Annotated in this window: 31 protein-coding genes; 17 read left to right on the top strand and 14 right to left on the bottom strand. The window is 60.1% G+C overall.

Going from position 1 to position 26,820, the window contains the following annotated elements; all coding sequences use genetic code 11:
* Positions 1-4: 4 nt before the first annotated feature.
* Both rnt and pyrC read right to left on the bottom strand, forming a co-directional pair.
* Positions 5-676: a ribonuclease T gene (gene rnt, locus AC07W7_RS13535; protein ID WP_099167728.1), complete on the bottom strand. Its 672-nt coding sequence runs from the start codon at positions 674-676 to the stop codon at positions 5-7.
* Positions 673-1,719, bottom strand: a complete 1,047-nt coding sequence (gene pyrC / locus AC07W7_RS13530; protein WP_495039478.1) for a dihydroorotase — start codon at positions 1,717-1,719, stop codon at positions 673-675. Before pyrC ends, rnt begins: the two co-directional genes overlap by 4 nt.
* A gap of 156 nt (positions 1,720-1,875) precedes the next feature.
* Between pyrC and AC07W7_RS13525 the strand changes: the two genes are divergently transcribed.
* The 3 genes from AC07W7_RS13525 (at position 1,876) to AC07W7_RS13515 (ending at position 5,389) form a co-directional block, all read left to right on the top strand.
* Positions 1,876-2,784: a flagellar protein MotY gene (locus AC07W7_RS13525; RefSeq protein WP_495039477.1), complete on the top strand. Its 909-nt coding sequence runs from the start codon at positions 1,876-1,878 to the stop codon at positions 2,782-2,784.
* 128 nt (positions 2,785-2,912) lie between these two features.
* Positions 2,913-4,130: an argininosuccinate synthase gene (locus tag AC07W7_RS13520; protein ID WP_029295244.1), complete on the top strand. Its 1,218-nt coding sequence runs from the start codon at positions 2,913-2,915 to the stop codon at positions 4,128-4,130.
* 626 nt (positions 4,131-4,756) lie between these two features.
* Positions 4,757-5,389: a response regulator transcription factor gene (locus AC07W7_RS13515; RefSeq protein ID WP_032858436.1), complete on the top strand. Its 633-nt coding sequence runs from the start codon at positions 4,757-4,759 to the stop codon at positions 5,387-5,389.
* Between the two features lie 61 nt (positions 5,390-5,450).
* Here AC07W7_RS13515 and AC07W7_RS13510 read toward each other — a convergent pair whose 3' ends face one another.
* The 8 genes from AC07W7_RS13510 to metG form a co-directional block, all read right to left on the bottom strand.
* Positions 5,451-5,633 (bottom strand): PA3496 family putative envelope integrity protein, encoded by a 183-nt coding sequence (locus AC07W7_RS13510; protein WP_076965283.1) that lies wholly within the window; start codon positions 5,631-5,633, stop codon positions 5,451-5,453.
* 107 nt (positions 5,634-5,740) lie between these two features.
* Positions 5,741-6,379, bottom strand: coding sequence for an endonuclease III (gene nth / locus AC07W7_RS13505; RefSeq protein ID WP_076965284.1), 639 nt, complete (start codon positions 6,377-6,379; stop codon positions 5,741-5,743).
* A 16-nt stretch (positions 6,380-6,395) separates the two neighbouring features.
* Complete coding sequence (locus AC07W7_RS13500) at positions 6,396-6,899, bottom strand: Rnf-Nqr domain containing protein (protein ID WP_076965285.1); 504 nt, start codon at positions 6,897-6,899, stop codon at positions 6,396-6,398.
* The gene (locus AC07W7_RS13495; RefSeq protein ID WP_495039476.1) at positions 6,892-7,497 is read right to left on the bottom strand and encodes an RnfABCDGE type electron transport complex subunit G; all 606 of its coding nucleotides are present in this window, start codon (positions 7,495-7,497) and stop codon (positions 6,892-6,894) included. Before AC07W7_RS13495 ends, AC07W7_RS13500 begins: the two co-directional genes overlap by 8 nt.
* Positions 7,494-8,459, bottom strand: a complete 966-nt coding sequence (locus AC07W7_RS13490) for an RnfABCDGE type electron transport complex subunit D (protein WP_495039475.1) — start codon at positions 8,457-8,459, stop codon at positions 7,494-7,496. The genes AC07W7_RS13495 and AC07W7_RS13490 overlap by 4 nt, the downstream gene beginning before the upstream one ends.
* Entirely contained in the window at positions 8,446-9,654 is a 1,209-nt protein-coding gene (gene rsxB, locus AC07W7_RS13485) for an electron transport complex subunit RsxB (RefSeq protein WP_495039474.1), read from the bottom strand. The genes AC07W7_RS13490 and rsxB overlap by 14 nt, the downstream gene beginning before the upstream one ends.
* Complete coding sequence (locus AC07W7_RS13480; RefSeq protein ID WP_495039473.1) at positions 9,651-10,202, bottom strand: Rnf-Nqr domain containing protein; 552 nt, start codon at positions 10,200-10,202, stop codon at positions 9,651-9,653. Before AC07W7_RS13480 ends, rsxB begins: the two co-directional genes overlap by 4 nt.
* Positions 10,203-10,308: 106 nt before the next feature.
* Entirely contained in the window at positions 10,309-12,360 is a 2,052-nt protein-coding gene (gene metG, locus AC07W7_RS13475; RefSeq protein ID WP_076965290.1) for a methionine--tRNA ligase, read from the bottom strand.
* 171 nt (positions 12,361-12,531) lie between these two features.
* Between metG and apbC the strand changes: the two genes are divergently transcribed.
* Positions 12,532-13,626 carry an iron-sulfur cluster carrier protein ApbC gene (gene apbC / locus AC07W7_RS13470; protein WP_076965291.1) on the top strand — a complete coding sequence of 365 codons (1,095 nt, stop codon included), beginning with the start codon at positions 12,532-12,534 and terminating at the stop codon, positions 13,624-13,626.
* Between the two features lie 498 nt (positions 13,627-14,124).
* On the opposite strand, the gene fdxA is transcribed toward apbC, so the two are convergent.
* From fdxA to AC07W7_RS13450, 4 genes are all read right to left on the bottom strand, one after another.
* Positions 14,125-14,448, bottom strand: a complete 324-nt coding sequence (fdxA, locus tag AC07W7_RS13465) for a ferredoxin FdxA (RefSeq protein ID WP_076961792.1) — start codon at positions 14,446-14,448, stop codon at positions 14,125-14,127.
* A 142-nt stretch (positions 14,449-14,590) separates the two neighbouring features.
* A complete protein-coding gene (mutS, locus tag AC07W7_RS13460; protein WP_169864436.1) occupies positions 14,591-17,182 on the bottom strand; it encodes a DNA mismatch repair protein MutS in 2,592 nt (863 codons plus the stop codon).
* Between the two features lie 213 nt (positions 17,183-17,395).
* Positions 17,396-17,563 (bottom strand): hypothetical protein, encoded by a 168-nt coding sequence (locus tag AC07W7_RS13455; protein ID WP_169864438.1) that lies wholly within the window; start codon positions 17,561-17,563, stop codon positions 17,396-17,398.
* Positions 17,563-18,288 carry a zeta toxin family protein gene (locus AC07W7_RS13450; RefSeq protein WP_169864521.1) on the bottom strand — a complete coding sequence of 242 codons (726 nt, stop codon included), beginning with the start codon at positions 18,286-18,288 and terminating at the stop codon, positions 17,563-17,565. Before AC07W7_RS13450 ends, AC07W7_RS13455 begins: the two co-directional genes overlap by 1 nt.
* Positions 18,289-18,476: 188 nt before the next feature.
* Between AC07W7_RS13450 and AC07W7_RS13445 the strand changes: the two genes are divergently transcribed.
* From AC07W7_RS13445 to AC07W7_RS13385, 13 genes are all read left to right on the top strand, one after another.
* The gene (locus tag AC07W7_RS13445; RefSeq protein WP_076961796.1) at positions 18,477-19,205 is read left to right on the top strand and encodes a LexA family transcriptional regulator; all 729 of its coding nucleotides are present in this window, start codon (positions 18,477-18,479) and stop codon (positions 19,203-19,205) included.
* Between the two features lie 592 nt (positions 19,206-19,797).
* On the top strand, positions 19,798-20,130 hold the full coding sequence (locus tag AC07W7_RS13440; protein ID WP_076961797.1) for a phage holin family protein: 333 nt from the start codon (positions 19,798-19,800) through the stop codon (positions 20,128-20,130).
* Between the two features lie 21 nt (positions 20,131-20,151).
* On the top strand, positions 20,152-20,664 hold the full coding sequence (locus AC07W7_RS13435; RefSeq protein WP_076961798.1) for a hypothetical protein: 513 nt from the start codon (positions 20,152-20,154) through the stop codon (positions 20,662-20,664).
* Between the two features lie 3 nt (positions 20,665-20,667).
* Positions 20,668-21,279, top strand: coding sequence for a phage baseplate assembly protein V (locus AC07W7_RS13430; RefSeq protein ID WP_076961799.1), 612 nt, complete (start codon positions 20,668-20,670; stop codon positions 21,277-21,279).
* Positions 21,280-21,288: 9 nt separating this feature from the next.
* A complete protein-coding gene (locus AC07W7_RS13425) occupies positions 21,289-21,621 on the top strand; it encodes a phage baseplate protein (protein ID WP_029295280.1) in 333 nt (110 codons plus the stop codon).
* A complete protein-coding gene (locus AC07W7_RS13420; RefSeq protein ID WP_495039472.1) occupies positions 21,618-22,613 on the top strand; it encodes a baseplate J/gp47 family protein in 996 nt (331 codons plus the stop codon). The genes AC07W7_RS13425 and AC07W7_RS13420 overlap by 4 nt, the downstream gene beginning before the upstream one ends.
* Positions 22,610-23,248 carry a phage tail protein I gene (locus tag AC07W7_RS13415; RefSeq protein ID WP_495039471.1) on the top strand — a complete coding sequence of 213 codons (639 nt, stop codon included), beginning with the start codon at positions 22,610-22,612 and terminating at the stop codon, positions 23,246-23,248. The genes AC07W7_RS13420 and AC07W7_RS13415 overlap by 4 nt, the downstream gene beginning before the upstream one ends.
* Positions 23,245-23,778, top strand: coding sequence for a phage tail-collar fiber domain-containing protein (locus tag AC07W7_RS13410; protein WP_495039470.1), 534 nt, complete (start codon positions 23,245-23,247; stop codon positions 23,776-23,778). The genes AC07W7_RS13415 and AC07W7_RS13410 overlap by 4 nt, the downstream gene beginning before the upstream one ends.
* Before the next feature lie 33 nt (positions 23,779-23,811).
* A complete protein-coding gene (locus tag AC07W7_RS13405) occupies positions 23,812-24,564 on the top strand; it encodes a hypothetical protein (RefSeq protein WP_495039469.1) in 753 nt (250 codons plus the stop codon).
* An 11-nt stretch (positions 24,565-24,575) separates the two neighbouring features.
* Positions 24,576-24,812 carry a tail fiber assembly protein gene (locus AC07W7_RS13400; RefSeq protein ID WP_076961804.1) on the top strand — a complete coding sequence of 79 codons (237 nt, stop codon included), beginning with the start codon at positions 24,576-24,578 and terminating at the stop codon, positions 24,810-24,812.
* A gap of 90 nt (positions 24,813-24,902) precedes the next feature.
* Entirely contained in the window at positions 24,903-25,106 is a 204-nt protein-coding gene (locus AC07W7_RS13395) for a hypothetical protein (RefSeq protein ID WP_169900163.1), read from the top strand.
* A 2-nt stretch (positions 25,107-25,108) separates the two neighbouring features.
* Entirely contained in the window at positions 25,109-26,275 is a 1,167-nt protein-coding gene (locus AC07W7_RS13390; RefSeq protein ID WP_495039468.1) for a phage tail sheath protein, read from the top strand.
* The gene (locus tag AC07W7_RS13385) at positions 26,275-26,781 is read left to right on the top strand and encodes a phage major tail tube protein (protein ID WP_076961807.1); all 507 of its coding nucleotides are present in this window, start codon (positions 26,275-26,277) and stop codon (positions 26,779-26,781) included. Before AC07W7_RS13390 ends, AC07W7_RS13385 begins: the two co-directional genes overlap by 1 nt.
* Positions 26,782-26,820 lie beyond the last annotated feature (39 nt).

Here is a 26,820-nt window from a genome sequence, read left to right as displayed (position 1 = left end):
GTAATCAGTCGCTGAAGTCTTCCCAGCCGCCCATCTGTTTCCAGCGGTTGACGATGCCGCAGAACAGGTCGGCGGTCTTCTCGGTGTCGTAGCGAGCCGAGTGGGCCTCACGGCCGTCGAAGTCAATACCGGCTGCCTGACATGCCTTGGCCAGTACGGTCTGGCCATAAGCCAGGCCAGCCAGGGTGGCGGTGTCAAAGCTGGAGAATGGGTGGAACGGGTTGCGCTTCATGTCCAGGCGCGCCACGGCGGCGTTGAGGAAGCCCAGGTCGAAGCTGCTGTTGTGCCCGACCAGGATCGCGCGTTTGCAGCCGTTGGCCTTCAAGGCCTTGCGTACGCCACGGAAGATGTCGGTCAAGGCCGTTTCTTCGCTGACGGCCATGCGCAACGGATGGTCGAGCTTGATCCCGGTGAACTCCAGGGCCGCGGCTTCGATATTGGCGCCTTCAAACGGCTCGACGCGGAAGAAATGGGTGTGTTCGGGATACACAAAACCCTGTTCGTCCATGCCGATGGTAGTCGCGGCAATTTCCAGCAGCGCATCGGTGGCGCAATTGAAGCCGCCGGTTTCTACGTCGATAACGACAGGCAGATAGCCGCGAAAGCGCTCGGCCATCGGGTGGCGCGAACCGCCGCCACCGTGTTCCTGTTCGTCGTCGTAATGGTCTTCACTCACGGGTGTTCCTCCAGCAGGCGCCAGCGCAGTGTTTCACCGGCGCGCAGCGGGATAACGGTCAGCTCGCCAAATGGCAGGCTGGTGGGGGCGGCCCAGTCTTCACGGACCAGGGTAATACGGTCGGTATTCGCCGGCAGGCCGTAGAAACGCGGGCCATTGAGGCTGGCGAAGGCCTCGAGTTTGTCCAGGGCGTTGCGCGCCTCGAAGGCTTCGGCGTACAGCTCGATCGCCGCATAGGCGGTGTAGCAGCCAGCACAGCCACAGGCCGCTTCCTTGGCATGCTGGGCGTGGGGCGCCGAGTCGGTGCCGAGGAAGAATTTCGCGCTGCCACTGGTGGCGGCATCGAGCAACGCCACCTGGTGGGTGTTGCGCTTGAGGATCGGCAGGCAATAGAAGTGCGGCCGGATCCCGCCCACCAACATGTGATTGCGGTTGTACAGCAGGTGATGCGCGGTGATGGTCGCGCCGACGTTGGCCGAAGCCTCGGTGACGAACTGCACGGCGTCTGCGGTGGTGATGTGCTCGAACACCACCTTGAGGGTCGGGAACAGCTCGACCACACGGCGCATGTGTTCGTCGATAAAGATCTTCTCACGGTCGAACACATCGACATCGCCCCGGGTCACTTCCCCGTGGATCAGCAGCGGCATGCCCACTTCGGCCATGGCTTCGATGGCGGGCAGGATCTTGTCGATACTGGTCACGCCGGAGTCGGAGTTGGTCGTGGCGCCGGCCGGGTACAGCTTGGCGGCATGCACGAAACCGCTGGCCTTGGCCGCGCGGATTTCGGCGGGTTGGGTGCGGTCGGTCAGGTAGAGCACCATCAACGGTTCAAAGCGGCTGCCGGCCGGTCGTGCAGCGAGGATGCGCTGGCGATAGGCGTCGGCTTCTGCGGCATTGCGTACCGGAGGTACCAGGTTAGGCATGATGATGGCGCGGCCAAACGTGCGCGCAACATCGGCCACGGTTTGGGGCAACGCAGCACCATCGCGAAGATGAATATGCCAGTCGTCGGGACGCAGCAGGGTCAGGCGGTCGGACATTGGGGATTCCAGGCGGGTCAATCTGGTGGGAATGCTACCGGAAAAGACTCTTGCAGGCACTCGCTATCAAGTTTTGCAGGGCGTGACCGATATCCCTGGGTATGCCTTAACGATGTATGACGCCTTGTTGTGTTGTAGAAACCAGTGGAGCCTCCCGTGCGCCAGCAATATCTAGCCCTGCTCAGCGTGTTCGCCAGCCTGCCCGCGATGGCCCTGACGTTCCAGACGCGCCTGGAAAATATTGAGTGGAAGGTGGAAGGCGACAAGTTCGAGTGCCGCTTGAGCCAGCCAATCACCGATTTTGGCTCGGGTGAGTTCGTGCGCCGGGCCGGCGAGCAGGCGACATTCCGTCTCAAAGCCTATAACAGTGCGCTGGGCGTTGGCTCCGCAACACTATTGGCGGCGGCTGCGCCGTGGCAGCCCGGGCGCGGTGATATCAGCCTCGGTGCCGTGCGGGCAGGCAGCGGCGATGTGTTGTTCAACAGCTCCCAGGCCCAGGCCGGGCGTCTGTTCAATGGCTTGCTCGATGGCCGCAGCCCCACCGTGCGCCACTATTCCCGGGATGGCGGCTATTCGGAAATCCGCTTGCTGCCGGTGCGCTTCAACAAGGCCTACAGCGATTACCAGTTATGTACCGCGAAATTGCTGCCGATGAATTTCGAGCAGGTCAAGCAGGCTGAAGTCGGCTTTCCGGGCGGCGGTATCGACCTGGATCCGGCCGCCAAGGCCAAGTTGATGGTGATGCTTGAGTTCATCAAGGCCGACCCTACCGTCAACCATATTGAACTGGACGGCCATTCGGACAACAGCGGCAATCGCCTGACCAATCGCGACCTGTCCCGCCGCCGCGGCCTGGCCGTGATGGACTTCTTCAAGGCCAACGGCATCCCCGAGTCGCAGATCGTGCTGCGTTTCCACGGTGAACGTTACCCCCTGGTGCCCAATACCAATCCAGCCAACCGGGCGAAGAACCGGCGGGTGAATATCCACCTCGACCGCGTGCCGGCTCCCGAGAAACCGGCACCCCAGGCCACGGCCCCGGCGAATGCGGCGGCGACCTCTTAGGTGCGGCTATTCGTCGCTCGCCCGACATAATCTGTCGCTTTATCTTCATTTGCTGTCGCGCCCCTGTAATTTCACGGTTTTGATCGGTAGAATCGACGCCTTTCCGTAAAACCCCGTGGAGTGATGGCATGGCCGACGTAAACAAGGTCGTTCTCGCGTATTCCGGCGGCCTGGACACTTCGGTGATCCTCAAGTGGCTGCAGGATACTTATAACTGTGAAGTGGTGACCTTTACCGCTGACCTGGGTCAGGGCGAAGAGGTCGAACCTGCACGAGCCAAGGCGCAAGCCATGGGCGTCAAAGAGATCTACATTGACGACCTGCGCGAAGAATTCGTCCGCGATTTCGTTTTCCCGATGTTTCGCGCCAACACTGTCTACGAAGGCGAGTACCTGCTGGGTACTTCCATCGCACGTCCGCTGATTGCCAAGCGCCTGATCGAAATTGCCAACGAAACCGGCGCAGACGCCATTTCCCATGGCGCCACCGGCAAGGGCAACGACCAGGTGCGTTTCGAGCTGGGTGCCTATGCCTTGAAGCCAGGTGTAAAAGTGATTGCTCCCTGGCGTGAATGGGACCTGCTGTCCCGTGAAAAGCTGATGGATTACGCTGAAAAGCACGCCATCCCGATCGAACGCCACGGTAAGAAAAAGTCCCCGTACTCGATGGACGCCAACCTGCTGCACATCTCCTATGAAGGTGGCGTGCTGGAAGACACCTGGACCGAGCACGAAGAAGACATGTGGAAGTGGACCGTCTCCCCGGAGAACGCTCCCGACAAGCCGCAGTACCTGGAGCTGACCTACCGCAACGGCGACATCGTCGCGCTGGATGGTGTCGAAATGACCCCGGCCACCGTGCTGGCGACCCTCAACCGTATCGGTGGCGAACACGGTATCGGTCGCCTGGACATCGTGGAAAACCGCTACGTGGGCATGAAGTCCCGTGGCTGCTACGAAACCCCGGGCGGCACCATCATGCTGCGCGCTCACCGCGCCATCGAGTCCATCACCCTGGACCGCGAAGTGGCTCACCTCAAGGATGAGCTGATGCCCAAGTACGCCAGCCTGATCTACACCGGCTACTGGTGGAGCCCTGAGCGCCTGATGCTGCAACAGATGATCGATGCTTCCCAGGTCCACGTGAACGGTGTTGTGCGCCTGAAGCTGTACAAGGGCAACGTGATCGTTACCGGGCGCAAGTCCGATGAGTCGCTGTTCGATGCCAACATCGCGACCTTTGAAGAGGATGGCGGTGCCTACAACCAGGCCGACGCCGCCGGCTTCATCAAACTCAACGCACTGCGCATGCGCATTGCGGCCAACAAGGGCCGCAAGTTGTTCTGAAGTGCCTGAAGCCGCATAAAGAATGGCCCCTCGAAAAGGGGCCATTTTTTTTGCCTGTAATTCAGGGTGCCCGGTTTCGTTTATCAATGTTTAATGTTTTTCTGAAGTTTGAGGTTGTTACTGTTTATTATTTTGGCTTTTGATTTTTGTATCTGGAAGTTGGTGTTTTAGGCGTGCGGCATTGTTTGTGTTTGAAATCATTCGTTTATTGAGTAGGAAAGATGACGGGTTCAATTTTATTTGTAGAAATATCTGTCAGATGATTCTAGGTATTGTTAGTCGCTGTTACACCAAGGGAACTTTTTTGGAGGCGGTTTTTCGGCGCCATCACACCCTGGGTGTAACCCGTGCAAGGGGCATTTCCTGAAGATAGCGTGCGGTCTGTTTACTTTTCCGGGGTTGGTGGTGCTTTTTTTGATCAAAATATGTTTGCCCACGGAAAGTTCTGAAAGGCTGAACAATAACCGACACATCCATATAGGCGTTTTTTTGTAGGCTTATTCTTATAACTTTGTGGGTTGGGTCTCTGCTTGTTATTACTTGGGGGGGAGTGCTATGCCAAGGAGGAAACGACTAGGCTATTGTGCGGGTTCTGAATAATTCGAACAGCGAAATTGGACTTGCCCATGAATAAAGTGCTGATCGTGGATGATCATCCCGTCATTCGCCTTGCTGTACGCATGCTAATGGAGCGTCATGGTTATGAGGTCGTTGCAGAGACCGATAACGGAGTCGACGCATTGCAACTAGCGCGGGAGCATATGCCGGATATTGTCATCCTGGATATTGGAATTCCCAAACTTGACGGTTTGGAAGTTATTTGTCGCTTGTCTTCCACAAAGCAGGCGCAACCTTTCAAGGTGTTGGTGCTGACGTCACAGGCGCCAGGTCACTTTTCCATGCGCTGCATGCAGGCGGGCGCAGCGGGCTATGTGTGCAAGCAGCAGGATCTCACCGAGTTGCTGAGCGCGATCAAGGCGGTGCTGTCTGGCTACAGCTACTTCCCCAACCAGGCACTCAACTCGGTGCGTTCCACCCAGGGCAACACCAGCGAAGCGGATATGGTCGAGCGGCTCTCAGGCCGGGAGATGATGGTGTTGCAGCAACTGGCCCAGGGGAAAACCAACAAGGAAATCGCCGACGGCATGTTCCTCAGCAACAAAACCGTGAGCACCTACAAGACGCGCTTGTTGCTCAAGCTCAATGCCCGGTCCCTGGTGGACCTGATCGAGCTCGCCCAGCGTAACGGCCTGGTTTAGGAAGCAGGGAGCAACAGGCAGGAAAAGCCTCCAGAGCGGAGGCTTCTGTGTGATCGCTTGGCTAGAGATCGAAATCGTAATCGGCCAACTGTTTTTGCAAGCGTCGTTCTTCCAGCAGGTTGTCGATGGTGCGGCGTTTGCTCAAATTGGTCTTGGCTACTTCTACAGGTGCATCGACTGTCTCTTCAGTGTCTGCGGCAACAAAGTCGTCTTCTACATCCAATTGTTCTTTGCCAGTGCTCATAAGGTTAACTCCAGGCTAAGACTGCCGTTGGCGCTCCTTATATCGACAATCGTGCACCGGGTAAAAAAGATTTTTTCAATCGACTGATCAATAAAATCAATGATTGCTCAATCGTCCGACGTCTTTTCCTTGTATTCACACAAATCTTCGATGCGACAGCTGCCACAGCGTGGTTTGCGAGCCTGGCACACATAACGGCCGTGCAGGATCAGCCAGTGGTGAGAGTCGAGCAGGTAAGGTTTGGGTACAAACTTCATCAATTGCTTCTCCACCTCCACCACATTTTTGCCGGGCGCCAGCCCTGTGCGGTTGCTGACGCGGAAAATGTGGGTGTCCACCGCCATGGTCAATTGGCGAAACGCCGTATTGAGCACCACATTGGCCGTTTTGCGGCCTACGCCAGGCAGCGCCTCAAGCGCTTCGCGGGTCTGGGGCACTTCACCGCCATGCAGCTCCACCAGCAATCGGCAGGTTTCAATGACGTTTTTCGCCTTGCTGTTGTACAAGCCAATGGTCTTGATGTACTGCGACAGCCCTTCAACCCCCAGGGCATGGATCGCGGCGGGGGTGTTGGCCACGGGAAACAGCTTGGCCGTGGCCTTGTTGACGCCCACATCCGTCGATTGCGCAGACAGGATCACGGCAATCAGCAACTCGAACGGCGATGCGTAGGCCAGTTCGGTCTTGGGCTCCGGGTTGTCCTCGTGAAACCGACGAAAGATCTCCAGGCGTTTTGCGGCATTCATGGGGCGAGCGGTTCCTTCAATGGGGTGTGCGGCGTTGGGTCCAGGCCTGCCACCCGGCAAGCAGCAATCCGAGCAGGATAAACCCTGTGGGGGCGAGAGTGGCAATACCGCTGCCGGGCAACAAGCGCAAAAGGGTGATGGCCGCCAGCAGTCCGGCGGATATCGCGAACAGTTGAAGCCGTGCCCTGCGCGGGTTGGCGGCGAACGGGCGGTCATGTTCAAGCAGTACGCATTGCACGCCGATCAACGCCAGGTATGCCCCCAGGCCTGTAGATGGCGCAAAGGCCAGGGCCTGGGCCACCAAGTGTGCACAACTGGCCCAGGTGGTGGCCAGCAATACATTGGCCGTCAGCCACCCATGAGCACTGAGGCGATTGCGCACCCAGCCGCAGCTCCAGCCATGCAGCGTCATGGTCAGTGCCCACAACCCCCAGAATATTGCAGCGCCCGCCGGGGTGGCACTGACCCCCAGCAGCGCAGGCAGCCATAACAGGCTGGCGAGGGCGAATGGCTTAGTCATGGCCGGTGGGCTCCAGCAGGGCCTGGCGATGCTCGTCAAAATACCGCAAGGCATCGTGGATGGCGTTGATCACTGCGCGGGAGGTGATGGTCGCGCCGGTCAGTTGGTCGAATTGGCCGCTGTCTTTCTTCAATGCCCAGGCTTGTGGATTTTCCCGCGATAGCCCCTTGAATGAGGCCAGCCACGCATTGCCGGGCTCGCCAATATGCCCGCCCAGTGTCGGTGTTTCTGCGTGCGCCAGGGGCTTTACCCCGAGCAGCCTGGCGTTGCGGTCGATGGCAATCAGTAATTCGATACGCCCACCATAACCATTGACCTGCGAGCGCAGCACGACGGCCTTGGGTGTGCCGGCCAAGGTCGCAAGATAACCCCCCAGCAGTTGGCTGTTGTCCAGCAGGCCCGAGGTGATGCCGAGGGGGTGCTCCAGCGGTTGATTGTCATAACTGCCGGTGGGCAGCACATCCAGCAACGCCCGACTTTGCATCTCACGCTGCTGCGCGGCAATGGGCTTGGCCGTCAACTGTTGCAGGCCAAGGGTCAGGCCCGCCGCGCCGACGGCGATCAGCAGCACGCTCAAGGCTTGAGAGCTGCGCTTCATGCCGCCACCGCCTGCGGTCGCGTCCAGCGCTCCAGTGCCGGCACTGCCAGGTTCATCATCAGCACGGCGAACGCCACGCCATCCGGGTAGCTGCCCCAGGTGCGGATCAGGTAGGTCAGCAGGCCCACCCCCGCGCCAAACAGCAGGCGCGCCCGCGCATTTCTTGCGCCCGACACCGGTTCGGTGATGATAAAGAACGCCCCGAGCATGCTGGCCCCGCTCAGCAGGTGAAACAGCGGTGAGCCATGGGAGTCCGAACCCGAGCCGTTCCAGCACAGCAGGCTGATCATGAACAGGCTGGCGAGCATGCCCACCGGTGCATGCCAACTGAAGACCCGTTGTTGCAGCAAGAAGAGGCCGCCGGCGAGAAACGCCAGGTTTACCCACTCGCTGCCTTTGCCGGCGACCTGGCCGAATGCCGGGTGGCGGGCAAACAGCTCATCGATGGTCAGGCTGTTATTGACGCGCAAGGCATCCAGCGCCGTGGCCCGGGCCCAGGCATCGGCGGTTTCGCCGTGCAGGCCGAACACCTGTTGCAGGCCGGCCAGCAGGTCCAGGCCGTGGGACGCGGGCCAATGGGTCATTGGCTGGGGAAAGGCCAGCAGCATCAGCGCATAGCCGAGCATGGCCGGGTTGAAGGGGTTCTGCTGGCCGCCATACAGGTGCTTGCCCAGCAGCAGGCCACTGCTGACGGCGCCCAGGCATAACCACCAGGGGCAGTAAGGTGGCAGCGCCAGCGCCAGCAGCACTGCGCTGACCAGGCCGCTGAGGTCGCCGGCGCCCTGGCCGCGCAACCGGCGCACGCCGCCTTCGATGGCCCATGCACAGGCGCAGGCCAGCAACAGGTTGATCAACACGCCCCAGCCATACAACCAGAACAGCACCAGTGCCCCAGGGATTGTCGCCAGCAGCAGGCGCTGCATGGCGTATTGCTGGCGATCAACCACCTCAGGCGCTGACATAGGTGTCTACTTGCCGTTGGGCGTCATCCAGGCGCCGCCGGGCTTCCATCAACTCGGCGGCACTGCTGGCGGGTTGGCGTTCGAGTTTGCTCAGGTCGGCGCGGGCATAGGCCAGGGCGGTCTTCAGCTGGCGCAGTTGGCTGTCGATGGGGCGTTTCTCGACACGTTGCAAATCGGGCCTGGGCTGCTCGGAGCTTTCCTCGGCCGCATGCAAGGCCTGTTCAGCGGCGGCCAGGGCTGCGCCCAGGGTGGCTAGTTGTTCGGCATTGGCCATCGCGTCCTGGGCTTTTTTCAGCTCGGCGCGGCGCATGGCCAGTTGGATTTTGGCGCGCTTGAGCGCTGGATCTTTATGGGGCTGCGGGATCGCAGCTGGGGGGGCGTTCGTTTCAAGGGCGGCCAACGCCTGTTCGGCGGATTCAAATTGCTGTTGCAGGATGATCAACTGCGACTGCTGCTCAAAGGTTGGCGGGTGACCAAAGGCTTTCAGGGATTTGTGCAGTTGCGCCCGGCTCATCGCCAGGTTGATCTTGGCCTTTTTGAGCGTGGCGTCGATATCGGCGGCTTTTTGCGCGCGCACGCGTTCGATGGCGGCCTGCAACGGGTTGCTGTTGACCTCTTCGCTAGGGGCCGGGCGTTTGTTACGGGCCAGGCGTTCCGCCAGTTTGCGCTCTTGCTCGCGGTGCAGCCGCGCATTGCGCTGCTCGAAGCGACGTCGGGCGCGGTCACGCTTGGTCGTGCGCGCCTGGCGCTCCTCGGCGGTGCTGGCATAGCCCGCGACAATCGGCAGCACCGTGGCCAGGGGCAGCGGCAGCATGTCGATGCAATCCACCGGGCAGGGCGCGACACACAAGTCGCAGCCGGTGCATTCATCCACGATCACGGTGTGCATCAACTTGGCCGCGCCGACGATGGCATCCACCGGGCAGGCCTGGATGCACTTGGTGCAACCGATGCACTCGGCTTCACGGATAAAGGCAATCTGCGCGGGGGCTTCACCACGGGTGCTGTCTAGCTCCAGGGGCGCCAGGTTCAACAGCTGCGCCAGCTCGGCGATGGTTTCGGTGCCGCCTGGCGGGCACTTGTTGATGGCTTCGCCCTGGGCGATACCTTCGGCGTAGGGTTTGCAGCCCGGGTGCCCGCATTTGCCGCATTGGGTCTGGGGCAGCAGGGCGTCGATACGTTGAATCAGGCTCATGGTTTGATCATTGCGTTTAAGCCCAGCAACGCCACGGCCATCAGCCCGGCACTGAACAGGTCCACGGGCAGGCCTTTGAAGGGCTGGGGGATATCGTTATGGTCTATGCGCTGGCGCAAATCGTTGAACAGGCTGAGAGTCAACCAGAACGCCGGGCCGATGCCCAGGCTATAGATCAGTTGGCTGGTATTGCCAGGGCCCAGGAGTACCACGCTGAGCACGCCGGCGTTAGCCAGCAGCGGCACCCACAACCCGTCGAAGGGCAGTGCGGGCACGCGGCGGGACAGTACATTCAGCAAGGGCTGGCTCAACAGGATCGCCACGGGCACATAGGCAAACAGCCATAACGCGTCCAGCGCCAAGGGTTGCAACACAAAGTGAAGCAGCAGGTCGCTGGAAACGCCGCTGAAGGCGACCAGGAGTGTGGTCGCCAACCCCAGGGCATGCATCCGTCGTCGCTCCAGGGGCGGATCTCCAGGCAGCGCCAGACGCAGCAGGTAATGGCTGATCAGGGCGGCGCAGAGAAGGGCGACAAGCAGTTCGGTCATGGTCGGGCCGGTTAAGCAAACAGGGCCTGATTATCCGGCAAGCAGGGAGAGGGTACTAGCGCAAACCGCCCTGTCGCGGCCAATCACCGCGACAGGGCACTTCGGGTTACTTGATGCGCTGGCCAGGCTTGGCACCGCTGTCCGGGCTGAGCAGGTAGATTTCCTCGCCGCCAGGGCCGGCTGCCATCACCATGCCTTCGGAGATGCCGAACTTCATTTTGCGTGGCTTGAGGTTGGCAATCATCATGGTCAGGCGACCATCGAGCTTGGACGGGTCAGGGTAGGCACTCTTGATCCCGGAGAACACGTTGCGTTGCTCGTCACCGATATCCAGGGTCAGGCGCAACAGCTTGTCGGCGCCTTCCACGGCTTCGGCCTTGATGATCAGGGCCACCCGCAGGTCCACGGCGGCAAAGGCGTCGAAGTCGATTTCCGGCGACAACGGGTCCTTGGCCAACTCGCCATTGCCGGCGGGGGCGGCTTCGCCGGTGTCGGTCTGGCTGGCGGTCAGGTCTTCCTTGGAGGCATCCGTCATGGCCTGCACCTTGACCGGGTCGATACGGGTCATCAATGGCTTGAATTCGTTGAGCTGATGATTGTTGAGCAGGCTGGCGTGGTCATTCCAGGTCAGTGGCGCAACGTTGAGGAAGGCCTCGGCGTCGGCGGCCAGCAACGGTAGCACCGGCTTGAGGAAGATCACCAGTTGGCGGAACAGGTTGATGCCGGTGGCGCAGATGGCCTGGACTTCATCCTGCTTGCCTTCCTGCTTGTTCAGCGACCACGGTGCCTTGTCGGCGATCCAGGCGTTGGCGCGGTCGGCCAGGCCCATGATCTCGCGCATGGCGCGGGCAAAGTCGCGGGCCTCATAGGCATCGGCGATGCTTGGCGCGGCGGCCAGGAAGGCGTCGGTCAGCTCCGGTGCGGCGTTGACCGGCACCATCAGGCCGGCGTTGCCCTTGTGGATAAACCCGGCGCAACGGCTGGCGATGTTGACCACCTTGCCCACCAGGTCCGAGTTGACCTTCTGCACGAAGTCTTCCAGGTTCAGGTCCAGGTCGTCGACGCCACGGCCCAGCTTGGACGCGTAGTAGTAGCGCAGGTATTCCGGCGACAGGTGGTCCAGGTAGGTGCGGGCCTTGATAAAGGTGCCACGGGACTTGGACATTTTCTGCCCGTTGACCGTCAGGTAGCCGTGCACGGCGATGCCGGTCGGCTTGCGGTAGCCCGAACCTTCGAGCATCGCCGGCCAGAACAGGGCGTGGAAGTTGACGATGTCCTTGCCGATGAAATGGTACAGCTCGGCGGTGGAGTCCTTGCCCCAGAACGCGTCGAAGTCCAACTCTGGCGTGCGGTCGCAGAGGTTCTTGAAGCTCGCCATGTAGCCGATCGGCGCGTCCAGCCACACATAGAAGTACTTGCCCGGCTCATCGGGGATCTCGAAGCCGAAATACGGCGCATCGCGGGAGATATCCCACTGTTGCAGGCCGGCATCCAGCCATTCGGCGATCTTGTTCGCCACGGCGTCCTGCAGGGTGCCGCTGCGGGTCCAGGTTTGCAGCATCTCCTGGAAATCCGGGAGCTTGAAGAAGAAGTGCTGGGAATCCTTGAGCACCGGGGTGGCGCCCGAGATCGCCGACTTCGGATCCTTCAGGTCGGTGGGCGCGTAGGTGGCGCCGCATTTTTCGCAGTTGTCGCCGTACTGGTCTTCGGTGCCGCACTTGGGGCAGGTGCCCTTGATGAAGCGGTCGGCCAGGAACATTTTCTTTTCCGGGTCGAAATACTGGGTGATCGAGCGGGTGGCGATGTGCCCGGCATCCCGCAGCTTCAGGTAGATCTGGCTCGACAGCTCGCGGTTTTCTTCGGCGTGGGTCGAGTGGAAGTTGTCGAAATCCACCAGGAACTCGGCAAAGTCGGCGCTGTGTTCAGCCTGGACGTTGGCAATCAGTTGTTCCGGGGTGATGCCTTCCTTTTCGGCGCGCAACATGATGGCCGAACCGTGGGCGTCGTCCGCGCAGACATAAATGCATTGATTGCCGCGATGCTTCTGGAAGCGCACCCACATATCGGTCTGGATGTACTCAAGCATATGGCCAAGATGGATGGAACCATTGGCATAGGGCAGGGCGCTGGTGACGAGGATCTTGCGTGGCTCGGACATGGGGCTCGGCTACTTGATGAAACGGAGGTCGGCCACTATAAAGCGCCGGCAAATTTATTTCACCCCGTGAGGCTGTTTCAGGGTTTTCCAATGTTGCGAAAGCATGCCCCTCAAGCGTTGGAACGGTTAGGATAGCCGCCTGTTTTAGTCTGTCTTTTCCGGGAGTAGCCCATGAGCGCCGTCAATCGCGCAGCGGTGGAAGCCGTTCTTCGCCAGTACACCGACCCCTATCTGAACCAGGACCCGGTCAGCGCCGGCTGTGTCCGGGCCATTGATGTGCAGGGCGACCAGGTCACGGTCCAGCTTGAACTGGGCTACGCGGCAGGTCTGTTCAAGAGTGGTTGGGCACAGATGCTGCAAATGGCCATTGAAGGCCTGGACGGCGTGCGCTCGGCCAAGGTCGACATCCAATGCGTGATCGCTGCGCACAAGGCCCAGGCGCAGATCCCGGGCCTGGCCAACGTCAAGAACGTGGTGGCCGTGGCGTCCGGCAAGGGCGGCGTGGGCAAATCGACCACCGCGGCCAACCTGGCCCTGGCCCTGGCCCGGGAAGGGGCGCGCGTGGGCATCCTCGACGCGGACATCTATGGTCCCAGCCAGGGCGTGATGTTTGGCATTGCCGAAGGTTCGCGGCCGAAGATCAAGGACCAGAAGTGGTTCGTGCCGATCCAGGCCCATGGCGTGGAAGTCATGTCGATGGCCTTCCTGACCGATGACAACACGCCGATGGTGTGGCGCGGGCCCATGGTCTCCGGGGCTTTGATGCAATTGGTGATGCAAACCGACTGGGGCAACCTAGATTACCTGGTGATCGATATGCCGCCAGGCACCGGTGATATCCAACTGACCCTGGCGCAAAAAGTACCGGTGGCTGGAGCGGTGATCGTTACCACGCCCCAGGACCTGGCGTTGCTCGATGCCCGCAAAGGCGTGGAGATGTTCCGCAAGGTCAACATCCCGGTGCTGGGCGTGGTGGAGAACATGGCGGTGCACATCTGCTCCAACTGCGGGCATGCCGAGCATTTGTTCGGTGAAGGCGGCGGCGAAAAGCTGGCCACCCAATATGACGTTGAACTGCTGGCTTCGTTGCCGCTGTCGATGGGCATTCGTGAACAGGCCGATGGCGGTAAGCCGACGGTCGCCGCCGAGCCCGATGGGCAGATCGCCATGGTCTACCAGGAACTGGCCCGTCACGTGGGCGCGCGGATTGTCTTGCAGGAAGCCGGTGCCCAGGCAATGCCGACCATCACTGTCAGCGACGACTGAGTAGCTTGCAGGTAGAAAAGCCTCGACCTTGTCGGGGCTTTTTCTTGTCTGGCGTAAACCTTTTGGGAGGTCGACTGAGCATTTCCCTAATGGGCGGTGTAAGCATTCGCTTACTTTTTCGTAAGCGTTTGGTTTTTTAGCCGGCCCAGGACGACTCGAATCACTCGGACATATTTCTATGTTGTTGAAATAAAAGATTTATTTATTTTTATTCGGGCGCTATGGCAAGGCGCGCTTGGGAATGGATCCCGTTGAACTTGTCCGGGAAGTCTCTACTATCAGCCCTGTGTCCACGGATTGACACGGTCATCAAGGAACGATGACTCAGGGAACTTCGCAGGATGCGATTCATCAGGACGATGAAAAGGAACACAGGGACTAGGGAAAAAATGTGGGCGGGTCAAACCGCCCCTTTTTTTTGCCTGCAGAAAAGTAAACGACCGGCCTCCAGAAACGCAAAAAGGCCCGCAAGGGGCCTTTTGGAGGGGCGCGACGCTGTTAGCGTTCGAGGTCTTTGATCTTGCCCTTCACGCCATCCCACTCTTCTGCGCCTGGCAGCGATTCTTTCTTTTCAGTGATGTTGGGCCAGATTTCCGCCAGCTCGACATTCAACTGAATAAATTCCTGCATGTCCTCCGGGACTTCATCCTCGGAGAAAATCGCAACGGCCGGGCATTCTGGTTCACACAGGGCGCAGTCAATGCACTCGTCCGGGTGGATGACCAGGAAGTTCGGGCCTTCGTAAAAGCAGTCCACCGGACACACTTCTACGCAGTCGGTGTACTTGCACTTGATGCAGTTGTCGGTGACGACGAAGGTCATTTCTAGTTTTCTCCTCAGGCGGCGGCAGCGAAACCCCTTCTGGCAGGGTTCGCGAGGTTTGGGAGCGATAGTCTGCAGGCCAGGCTAAAAGCCTGCAGCATCCCAAACCGCGCGAGAGTCTACCAGCTTGCAAGCGTCTGCGTTATATCCGAGTCTTCAGTGCATATAACATTTCGAGCGCTTTACGCGGTGTCAAGTCATCCAGGTCAAGCTTTGCCAACTCATCCAATACCGGGTGGGGCAGGCTGGCGAACATATCGCTCTGCATGGGCACCCCGGGTTTGCTGGCGGCCTTGGCTGGGCTGGCAACCACGGTCTCGTGGGGCAGGGCGGTGGTTTCCAGGCGGCTGAGGTGCTCGCGGGCGCGCAGGATCACGTCGTTCGGCACACCGGCCAACTGGGCCACGGCCAGGCCGTAACTCTGGCTGGCCGGCCCAGGCAGCACATGGTGCAGGAACACGATGCGCTCGTTGTGCTCGGTGGCATTGAGATGCACGTTGGCCACCAGCGGCTCGCTTTCCGGTAGCACGGTCAGTTCAAAGTAGTGGGTGGCAAATAGCGTATAGGCCCGCAGGTGGGCCAGGCGCTCGGCGGCGGCCCAGGCCAGGGACAGGCCGTCGAAGGTGCTGGTGCCGCGCCCCACTTCGTCCATCAGCACCAGGCTGCGGTCGCTGGCGTTGTGCAGGATATTGGCGGTTTCGCTCATTTCCACCATAAAGGTCGAACGGCCACCAGCCAGGTCATCGCTGGAGCCGATACGGGTAAAGATGCGGTCCACCAGGGACAACTCGCAACTGGCCGCCGGCACGAAACTGCCGATATGGGCCAGCAGCACGATCAATGCGGTCTGGCGCATGTAGGTGGATTTACCGCCCATGTTCGGACCGGTAATCACCAGCATGCGCGTGTCGTCGTCCAGGGACAGGTCGTTGGCCACGAACGGCGTGGTCAGTACTTGCTCCACCACCGGGTGGCGACCCTGGACGATGCGCATGCACGGCTCGCTGACAAAACGCGGGCAGTTCAGGTCAAGGTTCAGCGCACGTTCGGCAAGGTTGCTCAATACATCCAGCTCGGCCAGGGCCGCGGCGGTGTCCTGCAACGGCGCGAGCTTGCCGATCAGGTCTTCGAGCAAGGCCTCGTAGAGCATCTTTTCCCGGGCCAGGGCGCGGCTCTTGGCCGACAGCGCCTTGTCTTCAAAGGCTTTCAGCTCGGGTGTAATGAAGCGTTCGGCACCTTTGAGCGTCTGGCGGCGCTGGTAATCAATCGGGGCCTGCTCGGCCTGCTTGCTCGGCAACTCGATAAAGTAGCCGTGCACACGGTTGTAGCCGACCTTCAGGTTGGCCAGGCCGGTGCGGGCCTTTTCGCGGGCTTCCAGGTCGATCAGGAACTGCCCGGCGTTCTCGCTCAAGGCTTGCAGCTCGTCCAGCTCGCTGTCGTAACCGGTCTTGAGCACGCCACCGTCGCGGATGATCGCGGGCGGGTTGTCGATAATGGCTTTTTCCAGCAGCGCAGCCAGTTCCGGGTAGGTACCGGCGGTGACGGCAAGTTGTTGCAGGTGCGGCGCTTCCAGCTCGGTCATCGCCTGTTGCAACTCGGGCAGTACGCCCAGGGCGTCACGCAGGCGCGCCAGGTCGCGCGGGCGGGCATTACGCAGGCCGATTCGCGCCAGGATCCGCTCGATATCGCCGATTTCCTTGAGCTGCGGTTGCAGCTTTTCAAAGCGGTAGCCGTCCAGCAGGCAGGTAATGGACGACTGGCGCGCCTGCAGCACGCTCAAGTCGCGCAGCGGGCGGTTCAACCAGCGGGTCAGCAAGCGGCTGCCCATGGCGGTCTGGCAACGGTCCACCACCGACTGCAGGGTATTGTCGCGGCCACCGGCCAGGTTGGTGTCCAGTTCCAGGTTGCGCCGGCTGGCGCCATCGAGCACCACCGTATCGTCCAGGCGTTCATGGCGCAGGCTGCGCAAATGCGGCAGGGCGGTGCGCTGGGTTTCCTTGGCGTAATTGAGCAGGCAACCGGCGGCGCCGATGGCCAGGGTCAGGGTTTCGCAACCAAAACCCTTCAGATCCTGTACGGAGAACTGCTGGCACAGACTTTTCAGCGCCGAATCGCGCTCAAAATCCCACGGCGCACGTCGCTTGGCCCCACGGCGTTTTTCCGCCGGCAAATCCTTTGGCCAATCATCCGGGATCATCAACTCCACCGGATTGATGCGCTCCAACTCCGCCAGCAGGTTCTCCCAGCCCTTGATCTCCAGGACCGTGAAATTGCCACTGGTGATATCCAGCACCGCCAGGCCGAACAGCCGCTCATCCCCCAGCACCGCCGCGATCAGATTGTCGCGCCGCTCATCCAGCAGCGCCTCATCACTGACCGTCCCCGGCGTAATGATCCGCACCACCTGACGCTCCACCGGCCCCTTGCTGGTCGCCGGGTCGCCGATCTGCTCGCAGATCACCACCGACTCACCGAGCTTGACCAGCTTGGCCAGGTAACCTTCCAGCGAATGGTAAGGAATCCCACACATCGGAATCGCCTGCCCAGCCGACTGCCCACGGGCGGTCAGGGTAATGTCCAGCAGCTTGGCGGCCTTCTTCGCGTCTTCATAGAAGATCTCGTAGAAGTCGCCCATGCGATAGAACATCAACTGATCAGGGTGCTGGTTTTTCAGGCGCCAGTACTGCTGCATCATCGGGGTGTGGGAGGACAGATCGGACGTATTTTTACTCATTGGGTAGTAGGCAAGTTCGTTGAAAGTGATGGGGCAAAGGGGGCGCTTGGCCCAGCATTTTTTGCGATGGGGGCAAGGTTAACACGCGAGGTCGGCCGTTCGCAGTTTGCAAGCGGATAGGTAAAACGTAAAAGGAGGTGACACATTTACTCAAAAGGGGACCATAAAAAGCCCGACACTAGGCCGGGCTTTTGTCCAGAGGCGGGATAGACATCAGGTGCGCTTTGCCTCTGCCTGCATCATGACAAGATTCTGTTGCTTGGTGGCTTCGATTAGCACCTGGCTGTAGACGCGCTTTTTTTGATCCGATTTTGCGTTACGAATAAAGTCAGCAAAGGGGCTTTTCGCTCCTTTGGACAAGCCCAGCTTGATCGAAATCATCATTGTGCTCCCGATGGTGGTAGTTCGAGCCTGGCTTTTAGATCAGCCCGCGAGTGTCGCTCAGGGATATGGTAGTCAATTTTTTCGACGCCGGCTTTGTAGAGCCGTCCCGAGTTGTCGATATGCTTGAGCAGCAAATCCACATGAATATCGCTTCCGTACTCTAGCTTAAGTGCGTTGACCACGTCACGTGCAGCAAAGTACTGCTCAATGAAGTGTTCTTTGCGAATTTTTCTTCCTTCAGCAGCCTCGCGGGCTTTGACGAATCCCCAGGCAAGCATTGGATCTTGGTAAACATACAATATCTGTACGAATCTTCCTTTTTTCAAGGAGCGCTCTACGTTTCTTCTGGCAACCTCAATATTCGAGAACGTGCCGTCGAGCAGAAATGACTGCCGTTGGTCCATCGCAAAGTCCACGATTTTTTCAACAAGAATTGAAACGCCGCGTTGGAATAACCATGAGTTTCCTCCTGTATAGGCGGCGAATTCGCCACGAAGCTCATCAGGATCAATTCGCAGGATCTGGCTGTCGGCAAACAGATTTATCAAGGCGATTGAAGCCTCGGTTTTTCCGGCACCAGGTGAACCCGCCATATAGACGGATACCGGAGCTTCCTCTGGTAGATAGATGCTCTTATCGGTCAGGCGCCTGGCAATGGATTTCTTGTTTGAACGAGCGAAGCCCAAAGCGTCGTCCGAGATTTTTTTCTCGGTCGGCGTCATCCTTTGATCGCTTGTACCGGCACTGTTTTCCATCAAACAAGCTCTGCATTTTTTGCGATGGGCGTCAGGTTAACATGCAAGCTCAGCACTTCGCCGTTCACAAACTCCCTGATACAACCGCATATCCATACACCAGATATGCAAATTAGCATTTGCCAACCCCCAAAACTCCCGTCACTATCCCCGTTATGCAAAAACGCAACGTTTCAATCGTCTTAAGAGAGCTGCTCGATCGCGACGGGATCTCCCCCACGGAGCTTCACCGGCGTACTGGCGTGCCTCAATCCACTCTGTCCCGGATTCTCAGCGGCAAGATCGTTGATCCATCGGACAAGCACATCTCGCGTATCGCCGATTATTTCCGCGTAAGCACCGACCAGTTGCGCGGGCGCGCGGGGGCGGCGTGGCAGGATGAGCGCGATCCGATGCATTCGGAGCTCAAGGATATAAGCCTGTGGGACGACGACACGCCCGTTAATGATGACGAGGTGTCGATCCCCTTTTTGCGCGAGGTTGAATTGGCTGCTGGATCAGGAAGATTCGTCATCGAGGAAAGCGAGAAGGCCAGCCTGCGTTTTGGTAAGCGCAGCCTGCGGCATAACGGTGTGCAGTTCGACCAGGCCAAGTGTGTGACGGTACGCGGCAACAGCATGCTGCCGGTGCTGCGCGATGGGGCGACGGTAGGGGTGAATGCCGGCAAGAGCGGGATCGGCGATATCGTGGATGGTGACTTGTATGCCATCAATCACAACGGTCAATTGCGGGTCAAACAGCTCTATCGCCTGCCTTCGGGGATCCGCCTGCGCAGCTTCAACCGGGATGAGCATCCCGATGAGGACTACAGCTTCCAGGAGATCCAGGAAGAGCAGATCAGCATCCTCGGTCACGTTTTTTGGTGGGGCATGTACGCCCGCTAACCCTTCTTTGTAAGAAGCAGCCCGCCCAAGAGCGGGCTTTTTTTCGCCTATGGAAAACCGCCAAGTGCCCACCCTTCAAGGCTTTTATGCGAATTCGCATAATTCGTGCAAAATAAAATGCATTTATGCATTGACTGTATATGCATTAATGCATATTCTCCATCTCAAGCCAGCCAACAAGGCCTGGTGGAGGCAGCAAGGATGCTGCCAAGGAAGACAAGGACGGCACGCAACACTGGCATGGACGCCACCGAGTGATGGCAAGGACGCCAGGCAACACCGGCAAGGATGCCGACGCTCTTTAGTTTCACGGTTTTACAACAGGCAGCGATGAACCGGCCTTGACGGTTCAGAGGGTTGGCAACTGACCCGGGTGTGCAGCGTAAAGCACCAGAAGCAGTTATCCGGCAGACAGGGATCGTGGTCGGAAAAACATCAAGGAAGAATCCGTAACGCGCCAGTAGCGCCTAAGGACAGCATTACTGAAAAGCCTGGGCCACCGGGCTTTTTGGAATGCCTACCGACAACCCCATCCATCTATTGACCCAAGCACCGGCCACCTGCCGGTTTTACGCATTCCAGGAGGCGTGACATGACAAACGAGCAGCAAGCGTTGGCAGAAATGCCTATCTGGCTGGTGATTATTCTGGCCCTGATCGGCGGCGTGTCCGGGGAGATGTGGCGCGCCGACAAGGAGGGCGCCCGCGGTTGGTCGCTGGTCCGCCGCCTGGCCCTGCGTTCCGGGGCCTGCATGGTGTGCGGGGTTTCAGCGTTGATGTTGCTGTACGCCGCTGGCATGTCGATCTGGACGGCCGGCGCGCTCGGGTGCTTGACCGCCATGGCCGGCGCCGATGTTGCCATCGGCCTTTATGAGCGCTGGGCTGCCAGGCGCATCGGGGTCAACCCGCCCCCGGATTCAAAGTGATTGTTGCAAGGAAGCCACCCCATGACCCTTATTGAAAAACCTTCACAGCTGCCGATTGCCGTCGGCCAGGCCCTGCGTGCAGCGTTCCCCGAACTACGGGTGGGCAGCCCGCCGGGCATTCTGGCGGCGGATGAAACCGCCGTGGCGATCACGGTCGAGCGCAATGGCCCGGGCGTACGCTCCCTTGAAGGGCGCAAGGCCCATGTCTTGTCGATTTCGCTCAAGGTCATGGCCGCCCAGGGCGCGCAGCCCTTTGACGCCTGCGACCTGGCAAGCCGGCTGATGGACCTGGTGCTGGATAACCGTTGGCAGTTGCCGCCGGCCCAGTGCGATGTGCCGGTGAATATCGTTGCGCTGCCGTCGACCCCGGTGGGGGCCGAACCCAACTACGACAGTTGGACCGTGTCCTTCAGCCAGACCCTTTACCTCGGCCCGCCGCTGCTCGACGACCCCATCGGCAAGCCGCTGTTTGCCCGGACCTGGGAAGTGTCGGATATCGACGACCCCGATCAATACCGGCCATTGCAGGAGTAGCCCATGTTCGATGCATTGTTACGCCTGCAATTGGCGCCCATTGTCGAGCGCCTGGCACAGATGGAAACCCAGCTGGAAGACCTCTATCGGCGGGCCGAGAGCTTTTGCCGGATCGGCGTGTGCCAGGAAGTTGATGCGGCCAGCAACACCTGCAAGGTCAGCCATGGCGAGTTGCTGACCCCGGCGATTCGCTTTTTCAACCCCAGCGCCGGGGCGCAGACGGAAACGCGGATCCCCACAGTGGGTGAGCAATGCCTGTTGCTCAACTACGGCGGCGGCGAGGGTGGGGGGCAGTCGGTGGCGCTGTTTGGCCTGAACAGTGATCGCTTCCCACCGCTGTCCAGCGTGGCCAGCCTGACGAGCCGGCGTTACCCGGACGGAACGCAAAGTGCTTATGACGCCGCAGGCCATGTCATGAATTGGAGCAATGGCCCCACGGTCTTCAGCGGTTCTCGCGAGCAGGTGGAAATAAGCCTGGGCGCCGCCCGTTTGGTCATGACCGCCGCCGCCATCAGTGTGCAGGTCGGTGCAGTCGGCATGCTGCTGGATGCGTCCGGCGTTCACTTGAGTGGCCCGGTGGTGGATCACCAGGGCCGAGTTATCAGCACGGCATAAGGATTTGCCATGATCGGAATTGAGAGAAACACCGGGGCCGTGGTGGACGACTGGCCGCAATTTGTCCAGCGCGCCACCCGGGCCCTGACCACGCCGTTGGGCACACGGCAGAAACGCCCGCTGTACGGTTCGCTGATCCCGCAACTGCTGGGGCAGAACCTGGGCGACGATCTGCTGATCCTCGCCCAAAGCCACGCCGCCCAGGCTTTTTACAACCCGCAGAACGGCATCGGCGATTTTGTGCCGCAAGTCATCGTCGCCAATCGCCAGGGCGCAGGCCTGTTGCTGCGGTTTGCCGGCACCTGGAAAAACCGCAAGCAATCCTTCGAGGTGGTGACATGAGTATGTTGATCCCCGGGCAGAACCAATTGGCACCGCCCGACCTGATTGCCGTCGACGAATTCGAGCCGCTGCTGGCGCAGTTCAAGGCGTTTGTCGTCGACTATGTGGCCGCCCGCGCCCCGCAAAGTGCGGCCAAGCTCAAGGTCAGCCTGGACAACGAAAGCGAGTTGCTGACCCTGGCCCTGGAGGCGTTTTGTGTGCGCCTGCAAACCCATGAGCGCAAGTACAACGCGCGGATCCAGCAGATGCTGGCGTGGTGGGCCACCGGCAGCAACCTGGACGCGCGCCTGGCCGATATGGGCCTGGAGCGCCAGGTGCTCGACCCCGGCGACCCGGCGGCGTTCCCGCCGGTGCCGCCGACCCTCGAAAGCGATGATGATGCCCGGCTGCGTTACTACCTGGCACCCCACGCGCCGGCCGCCGGTTCACGCATGCAGTATCGGCGCGAGGTGTTTACCCTCGGCGAGCGGCCGGCGGTCAAAGTCCACAGTACCGCTGCGGGCGTGGTCACGGTCAGCTACACCTTCGACCCGGATGGTTATGCCGCCCAGGTCAAGGATGGCAACGCCCGGCGCACCGCGCCAGGAGAGGTGATGGTCACCGTGCTGTCCCGTGCCGGCAATGGCACACCGTCGGCAAATTTGCTTGACGGGGTGCGGCGCCATTTCGCCCGGCCCGATGTCCGCCCGGAAACCGATTGGGTGACGGTGCAGGGCGCGCAGATCGTGCCGTACAAGATCCGCGTAGTGGCCAAGATCAACGCCGGCCCCGACTCGGGGCTGACGCAAGTGGCGGCCCAGCAGTTGCTGCAGACCTATGCTGAGTCCTGTCACTGCCTGGAAGGGCGCGTGGACCCGAGCTGGATCGACTACACCATCCACACCGCCGGGGCCGCGCAACTGGAGATTCTCGAACCGCTGGCGCCGATTATCACCACGGCGTTCCAGGCGCCGTATTGCACGGGTGTCGAGGTACAGGTGCGCAGCTTATGAATGAACAATCACCCAGCTTGTTGCCCGCCAACAGCTCACCGCTGGAGAAGGCGCTGGACCTGGGCTTTGGCCGCCTGCTCGAACGGGTCGTCCCGCCATTCCCGGCGCTGATGAACCCGCTGCAAACGCCAGCGCCATTCCTGCCTTACCTGGCCGCCGACCGTGGCGTCAGCGAATGGGATGCCTCTGCCGGCGAAACCGAAAAACGCCTGACGGTGGCGCTGTCCTGGCAGATCCAGCGCCAGGCCGGGACGCCCAAGGCCTTGAGCCACGCGGTCGAGTCCCTGGGGTTCACCCCCAATATCCTGGCCTGGTACCAACAGCGTCCGCCGGCCCAGCCCTACACCTTTGACGTGCAGGCGATCATCGGTCGCAGTTGGTCCAGTGGCGACCACAACCGCCTGATCCGCCGCATCAACGCGGCCAAGAGCGAGCGCGACCTGGCCACCATCACCCTGGTGCACGAAGTGTTCGGTGGGTTGCCGATGACCGGCGCCGCCCACCGGGCGCTGAACGACGGTGAGCTGTCGCTGTGGGGCGCCTTGCCGGAACTCGCGTTGAGTTCAAGGCTTAACAGTGCGGGCGTGGCCCAGCACTACACCATTAACGACTACGACCTCAGGGCGCAGCCATGACCGATGACATTACGCGCCTGGTGCGCTTCACCTCCAAGGGTTTGGATGAAGTGCTGCAGGCAAAGAACCAAGGCTTGAAAGGCGAAATCACCCACATCGCCGCCGGCACCGGCCGCTACCACCCCACCGGCAACGAAACCGCCCTGCGCGATGAGCGCCAGCGCGTGGCAATTGTGGATTACGAAGACCTGGGCCAGCACCAACTGCGCATGGCCGCGCTGTTTGATGGCGATGGCGAGTACGAGATTGGCGAGTTTGGGTTTTATCTCGCCAGTGGCACGTTGTTGGCGGTGTACTCGGTGGCGGGGCAGTTGCTGACGTATAAGGCGGCGGCTGCGCGGGTGCTGCAGAAGTTTACGTTGGATATTTCGCCGTTGCCGGTCGATAGCATCACCGTGATCGTGGGCTCGGAAAACCTCAACATCCTGATGGTGGATGAGTTGGCGTCGCTCTCGACGGCCAGCATCGACAACATGGCGCGGGGAGTCGGAGTTTTATTTCGATTGATGGCGCTTGAAGCGAAGGCTTAACACAAGATCAATGCACTACAAGGAGTTTAAACATTGAGTACTGAACAGCAATTGGCCGCGGTTGTCAGCGCGGCAAATAATCTGACGGGTGTTGTAACGGGCAAGATCGGTGAGATTGATCGAGCGCTTGAAGCGGCACAACGAACCTACCGCGAACAGCTTGCGAGTTTGGATCAGCGTTTGCCCAGGCTGGCGATTACGCAAAATTTTAGTATGGCGCCGGATGCCACAGGCAATCTGATTGAGGGGTGGGATATCCATCAGCAGGTAACTACAACGAAGCTGCGGACGGTTACCAATACTTCTCAAAAAACTGGCCGACCCTCGGCAGATGTTGATTTTATGCGACAAGTTCAAGCTGATGTTCGGGAGCAGTTTCCTGACTTTGATATTAGGGCGTCTGAATATTGGAGAAATGGTATTCACGTCTGGCAAATGAAATGGACGGATAATGCCGTAAGTGCCTGGCTCGCTTATCCAAAGTCTGTCGATGACGGAAAGTTAAGTGGTGGTCGCCCGTTACTTATGAACTCGACCGTGACTATAGGTGCTTTTGTTCGGCTAGTTGACGGGGAGATCGGTGGTGCGTGGAGTACAGGGGCCGAGAAGGGCAAGTGGCGCTGGTGTTCAGTGGTCATGCAACCGACTCGTATGTTTGGTCATTACTGGGTGATCCACCCAATGTGTGTTACAGCAAATGGGGTGGTGGAAGTCATGCTTGCCGGTGCGTGCACAGGTGTAGTCACTCATCCTGCTGATTGGTCATGCATGTTGGCATTGGATTAAGGAGAACGTTAATGAAACCTATTTTTGCACTTGCTGAACTGCATCCTCTGATTAAGTGGGCGGAAATCCGAGCATCCCGCGACGCCGATCTGGCCGCCAGCGATTACGCAGCAATGCCCGATTACCCCATGGCCGATAAAGACCGCCCGGTATTCGTCGCCTACCGCAAGGCACTGCGTGATATCCCCGACCAGGGCGCCGACCCGGACACCGTGATCTGGCCTGAAAAACCGGCCTTCCTGAAGTAACTCACCCCACCGCGACAGCGGTTTTTTTTCGCCCGCCCAAAGCCCCTCCCGCAGGGGCTTTGCGCTTTTTGCACCCGGAGAATTCTCCCCATGGTCAACCGCCAAACCTACACCGTCCTCATCCCATTCCCCACCGGAGCCGGCCACTGGTCCGCCGTCGGCGAGGAGTTGGACCTGCTGGACGTCGAAGCAACCGCCCTGCGTACCGCCGGCCGCCTGGAACTGACCAGCGTGCTGGCTGCCGCCCAAGACACCCCACCGGCCAAGAAGGCCGTTACCAAGAAGGCTGAATAATCATGGCTGAGGTTTTGAACTTCGAGCATAACGGCATCACCGTCAATGCCAGCGAATCCCCCGAGGCCATGGGTGGCCTGGGTGACAACGTGATCGGCCTGGTCGGCACCGCGCCCAATGCGCACTTGTCGATCCCGAAAAACGCCCCGTTTCGCATCAACAGCTTCACCGCCCAGGCGCTGCTGGACCCGACCGGCGCCGAGTCGGGTACGTTGTTTCATGCGGTGTACCAGATCCTCAAAGTGGTCAAGGTGCCGGTCTATGTAGTGATCGTCGAAGAAGGCGCCACCCCGGCCGATACCCTCAATAACGTGATCGGCGGCAATGAGCCGGTGACCGGTCGCAAGCTGGGTCTCGCAGCGCTTGGCAGCGTCCCCGAAGACCTGACGATCATTGGTGCCCCGGGCTTTACCGGGACCAAGGCGGTGGCCGGTGAGTTTGCCGCGTTCGGCAAGCGCATCAAGGCCCGTGTGGTGCTGGACGGCAAAGACGCCAGCGTCGCCGACCAAGTGACCTACAGCGGCGAGCTGGGTGGCGCCGAGCTGGGTTTCGACCGCTGCCTGCTGGTGTACAACATGCCGTCGGTGTACTCCAAGGCCGCGAAGAAAAACGTGTTCCTTGCGCCGTCGTCCCTGGCCATCGCCGCATTGGCCAAGGTCAAGCAATGGGAAAGCCCGGGCAACCAGGTGACCTTTGCCGAAGACGTGTCCCGCGTGGTCGAGTACAACATCCTCGACACCTCCACCGAAGGCGACCTGCTCAACCGCTACGGCGTGAGCTACTACGCGCGCACCATCCTCGGCGGCTTCTCGCTGCTGGGTAACCGCTCTGTCACCGGCAAATTCATCAGCTATGTCGGCCTGGAAGATGCCATCAGCCGCAAGCTGGTCAAGGCCGGGCAGAAAGCCATGGCGCACAACCTGACCAAGTCGTTCATGGACCAGGAGGTCAAGCGCATCAACGACTGGCTGCAAACCCTGGTGGCCGACGAAACCATCCCGGGCGGCAGTGTGTACCTGCACCCGGAACTCAACAGTGTCGAGAAGTACAAGAACGGCACCTGGTTCATCGTGATCGACTACGGCCGCTACGCGCCGAACGAACACATGGTTTATCAACTCAATGCCCGCGATGAAATCATCGAGCAGTTCCTGGAGGACGTTCTCTAATGTTTACCAACCGAGTCAGACAGGCCATTGCGGCCACCCTCCAGGGCCTGCCGCTGTCGGCGACCGTCGAGGAGTTCACCCCGCCGAAGATCGAGTTCGACATGGAAGCCATGTCCGGCGGGCGCTTTATCGCCGAGGAAATGGCCAAGAGCGCCAAGGTGCTCAGCGCCAAGCTGGTGCTGCAAGGCGCAGGTCCCGAAATCATGCTGGCCCTGGGCGTGCGCCTGGGCGAAGACATCCTGCTCAACGTGCGCGAAGCGGGCCAGGACCAGGACGGCAAGACCTACTTCACCTACCACACCGTCGGCGGCAAGCTTAAATCCCTGGAGGAAGCCAAGCTGAAGATGGGCGACAAGGCCATCACCACCCTGGAACTGTCCTGCCGCACCTACCATCGCCTGGACAACGGCGTGCCGGTGATCGACATCGACGTGCGCACTCAGAAGTTCGTGCTCAACGGCGTCGACATCCTCGGCGATGCCCGGCGCGCGGTGCTGATGCCGTAAGCCTTTCCACGGATCGGAAATAGGCACGGTCAGTGTGGG

The sequence above is a fragment of the Pseudomonas sp. GW821-FHT01D09 genome, assembly GCF_059422465.1.
This window is presented reverse-complemented; position numbering and strand designations above follow the sequence as displayed.

Coding starts and splice junctions, on each gene's coding strand:
- AC07W7_RS13425 (WP_029295280.1), top strand. CDS start 21,289: ATGATCGGAATTGAGAGAAACACCGGGGCCGTGGTGGACGACTGGCCG.
- AC07W7_RS13420 (WP_495039472.1), top strand. CDS start 21,618: ATGAGTATGTTGATCCCCGGGCAGAACCAATTGGCACCGCCCGACCTG.
- AC07W7_RS13515 (WP_032858436.1), top strand. CDS start 4,757: ATGAATAAAGTGCTGATCGTGGATGATCATCCCGTCATTCGCCTTGCT.
- AC07W7_RS13390 (WP_495039468.1), top strand. CDS start 25,109: ATGGCTGAGGTTTTGAACTTCGAGCATAACGGCATCACCGTCAATGCC.
- AC07W7_RS13500 (WP_076965285.1), bottom strand. CDS start 6,899: ATGACTAAGCCATTCGCCCTCGCCAGCCTGTTATGGCTGCCTGCGCTG.
- AC07W7_RS13430 (WP_076961799.1), top strand. CDS start 20,668: ATGTTCGATGCATTGTTACGCCTGCAATTGGCGCCCATTGTCGAGCGC.
- AC07W7_RS13490 (WP_495039475.1), bottom strand. CDS start 8,459: ATGTCAGCGCCTGAGGTGGTTGATCGCCAGCAATACGCCATGCAGCGC.
- mutS (WP_169864436.1), bottom strand. CDS start 17,182: ATGAGTAAAAATACGTCCGATCTGTCCTCCCACACCCCGATGATGCAG.
- AC07W7_RS13480 (WP_495039473.1), bottom strand. CDS start 10,202: ATGACCGAACTGCTTGTCGCCCTTCTCTGCGCCGCCCTGATCAGCCAT.
- AC07W7_RS13415 (WP_495039471.1), top strand. CDS start 22,610: ATGAATGAACAATCACCCAGCTTGTTGCCCGCCAACAGCTCACCGCTG.
- AC07W7_RS13435 (WP_076961798.1), top strand. CDS start 20,152: ATGACCCTTATTGAAAAACCTTCACAGCTGCCGATTGCCGTCGGCCAG.
- AC07W7_RS13520 (WP_029295244.1), top strand. CDS start 2,913: ATGGCCGACGTAAACAAGGTCGTTCTCGCGTATTCCGGCGGCCTGGAC.
- AC07W7_RS13495 (WP_495039476.1), bottom strand. CDS start 7,497: ATGAAGCGCAGCTCTCAAGCCTTGAGCGTGCTGCTGATCGCCGTCGGC.
- AC07W7_RS13450 (WP_169864521.1), bottom strand. CDS start 18,288: ATGACGCCGACCGAGAAAAAAATCTCGGACGACGCTTTGGGCTTCGCT.
- pyrC (WP_495039478.1), bottom strand. CDS start 1,719: ATGTCCGACCGCCTGACCCTGCTGCGTCCCGACGACTGGCATATTCAT.
- AC07W7_RS13445 (WP_076961796.1), top strand. CDS start 18,477: ATGCAAAAACGCAACGTTTCAATCGTCTTAAGAGAGCTGCTCGATCGC.
- AC07W7_RS13410 (WP_495039470.1), top strand. CDS start 23,245: ATGACCGATGACATTACGCGCCTGGTGCGCTTCACCTCCAAGGGTTTG.
- AC07W7_RS13385 (WP_076961807.1), top strand. CDS start 26,275: ATGTTTACCAACCGAGTCAGACAGGCCATTGCGGCCACCCTCCAGGGC.
- metG (WP_076965290.1), bottom strand. CDS start 12,360: ATGTCCGAGCCACGCAAGATCCTCGTCACCAGCGCCCTGCCCTATGCC.
- AC07W7_RS13395 (WP_169900163.1), top strand. CDS start 24,903: ATGGTCAACCGCCAAACCTACACCGTCCTCATCCCATTCCCCACCGGA.
- AC07W7_RS13455 (WP_169864438.1), bottom strand. CDS start 17,563: ATGATTTCGATCAAGCTGGGCTTGTCCAAAGGAGCGAAAAGCCCCTTT.
- fdxA (WP_076961792.1), bottom strand. CDS start 14,448: ATGACCTTCGTCGTCACCGACAACTGCATCAAGTGCAAGTACACCGAC.
- AC07W7_RS13510 (WP_076965283.1), bottom strand. CDS start 5,633: ATGAGCACTGGCAAAGAACAATTGGATGTAGAAGACGACTTTGTTGCC.
- rsxB (WP_495039474.1), bottom strand. CDS start 9,654: ATGAGCCTGATTCAACGTATCGACGCCCTGCTGCCCCAGACCCAATGC.
- AC07W7_RS13400 (WP_076961804.1), top strand. CDS start 24,576: ATGAAACCTATTTTTGCACTTGCTGAACTGCATCCTCTGATTAAGTGG.
- AC07W7_RS13440 (WP_076961797.1), top strand. CDS start 19,798: ATGACAAACGAGCAGCAAGCGTTGGCAGAAATGCCTATCTGGCTGGTG.
- nth (WP_076965284.1), bottom strand. CDS start 6,379: ATGAATGCCGCAAAACGCCTGGAGATCTTTCGTCGGTTTCACGAGGAC.
- apbC (WP_076965291.1), top strand. CDS start 12,532: ATGAGCGCCGTCAATCGCGCAGCGGTGGAAGCCGTTCTTCGCCAGTAC.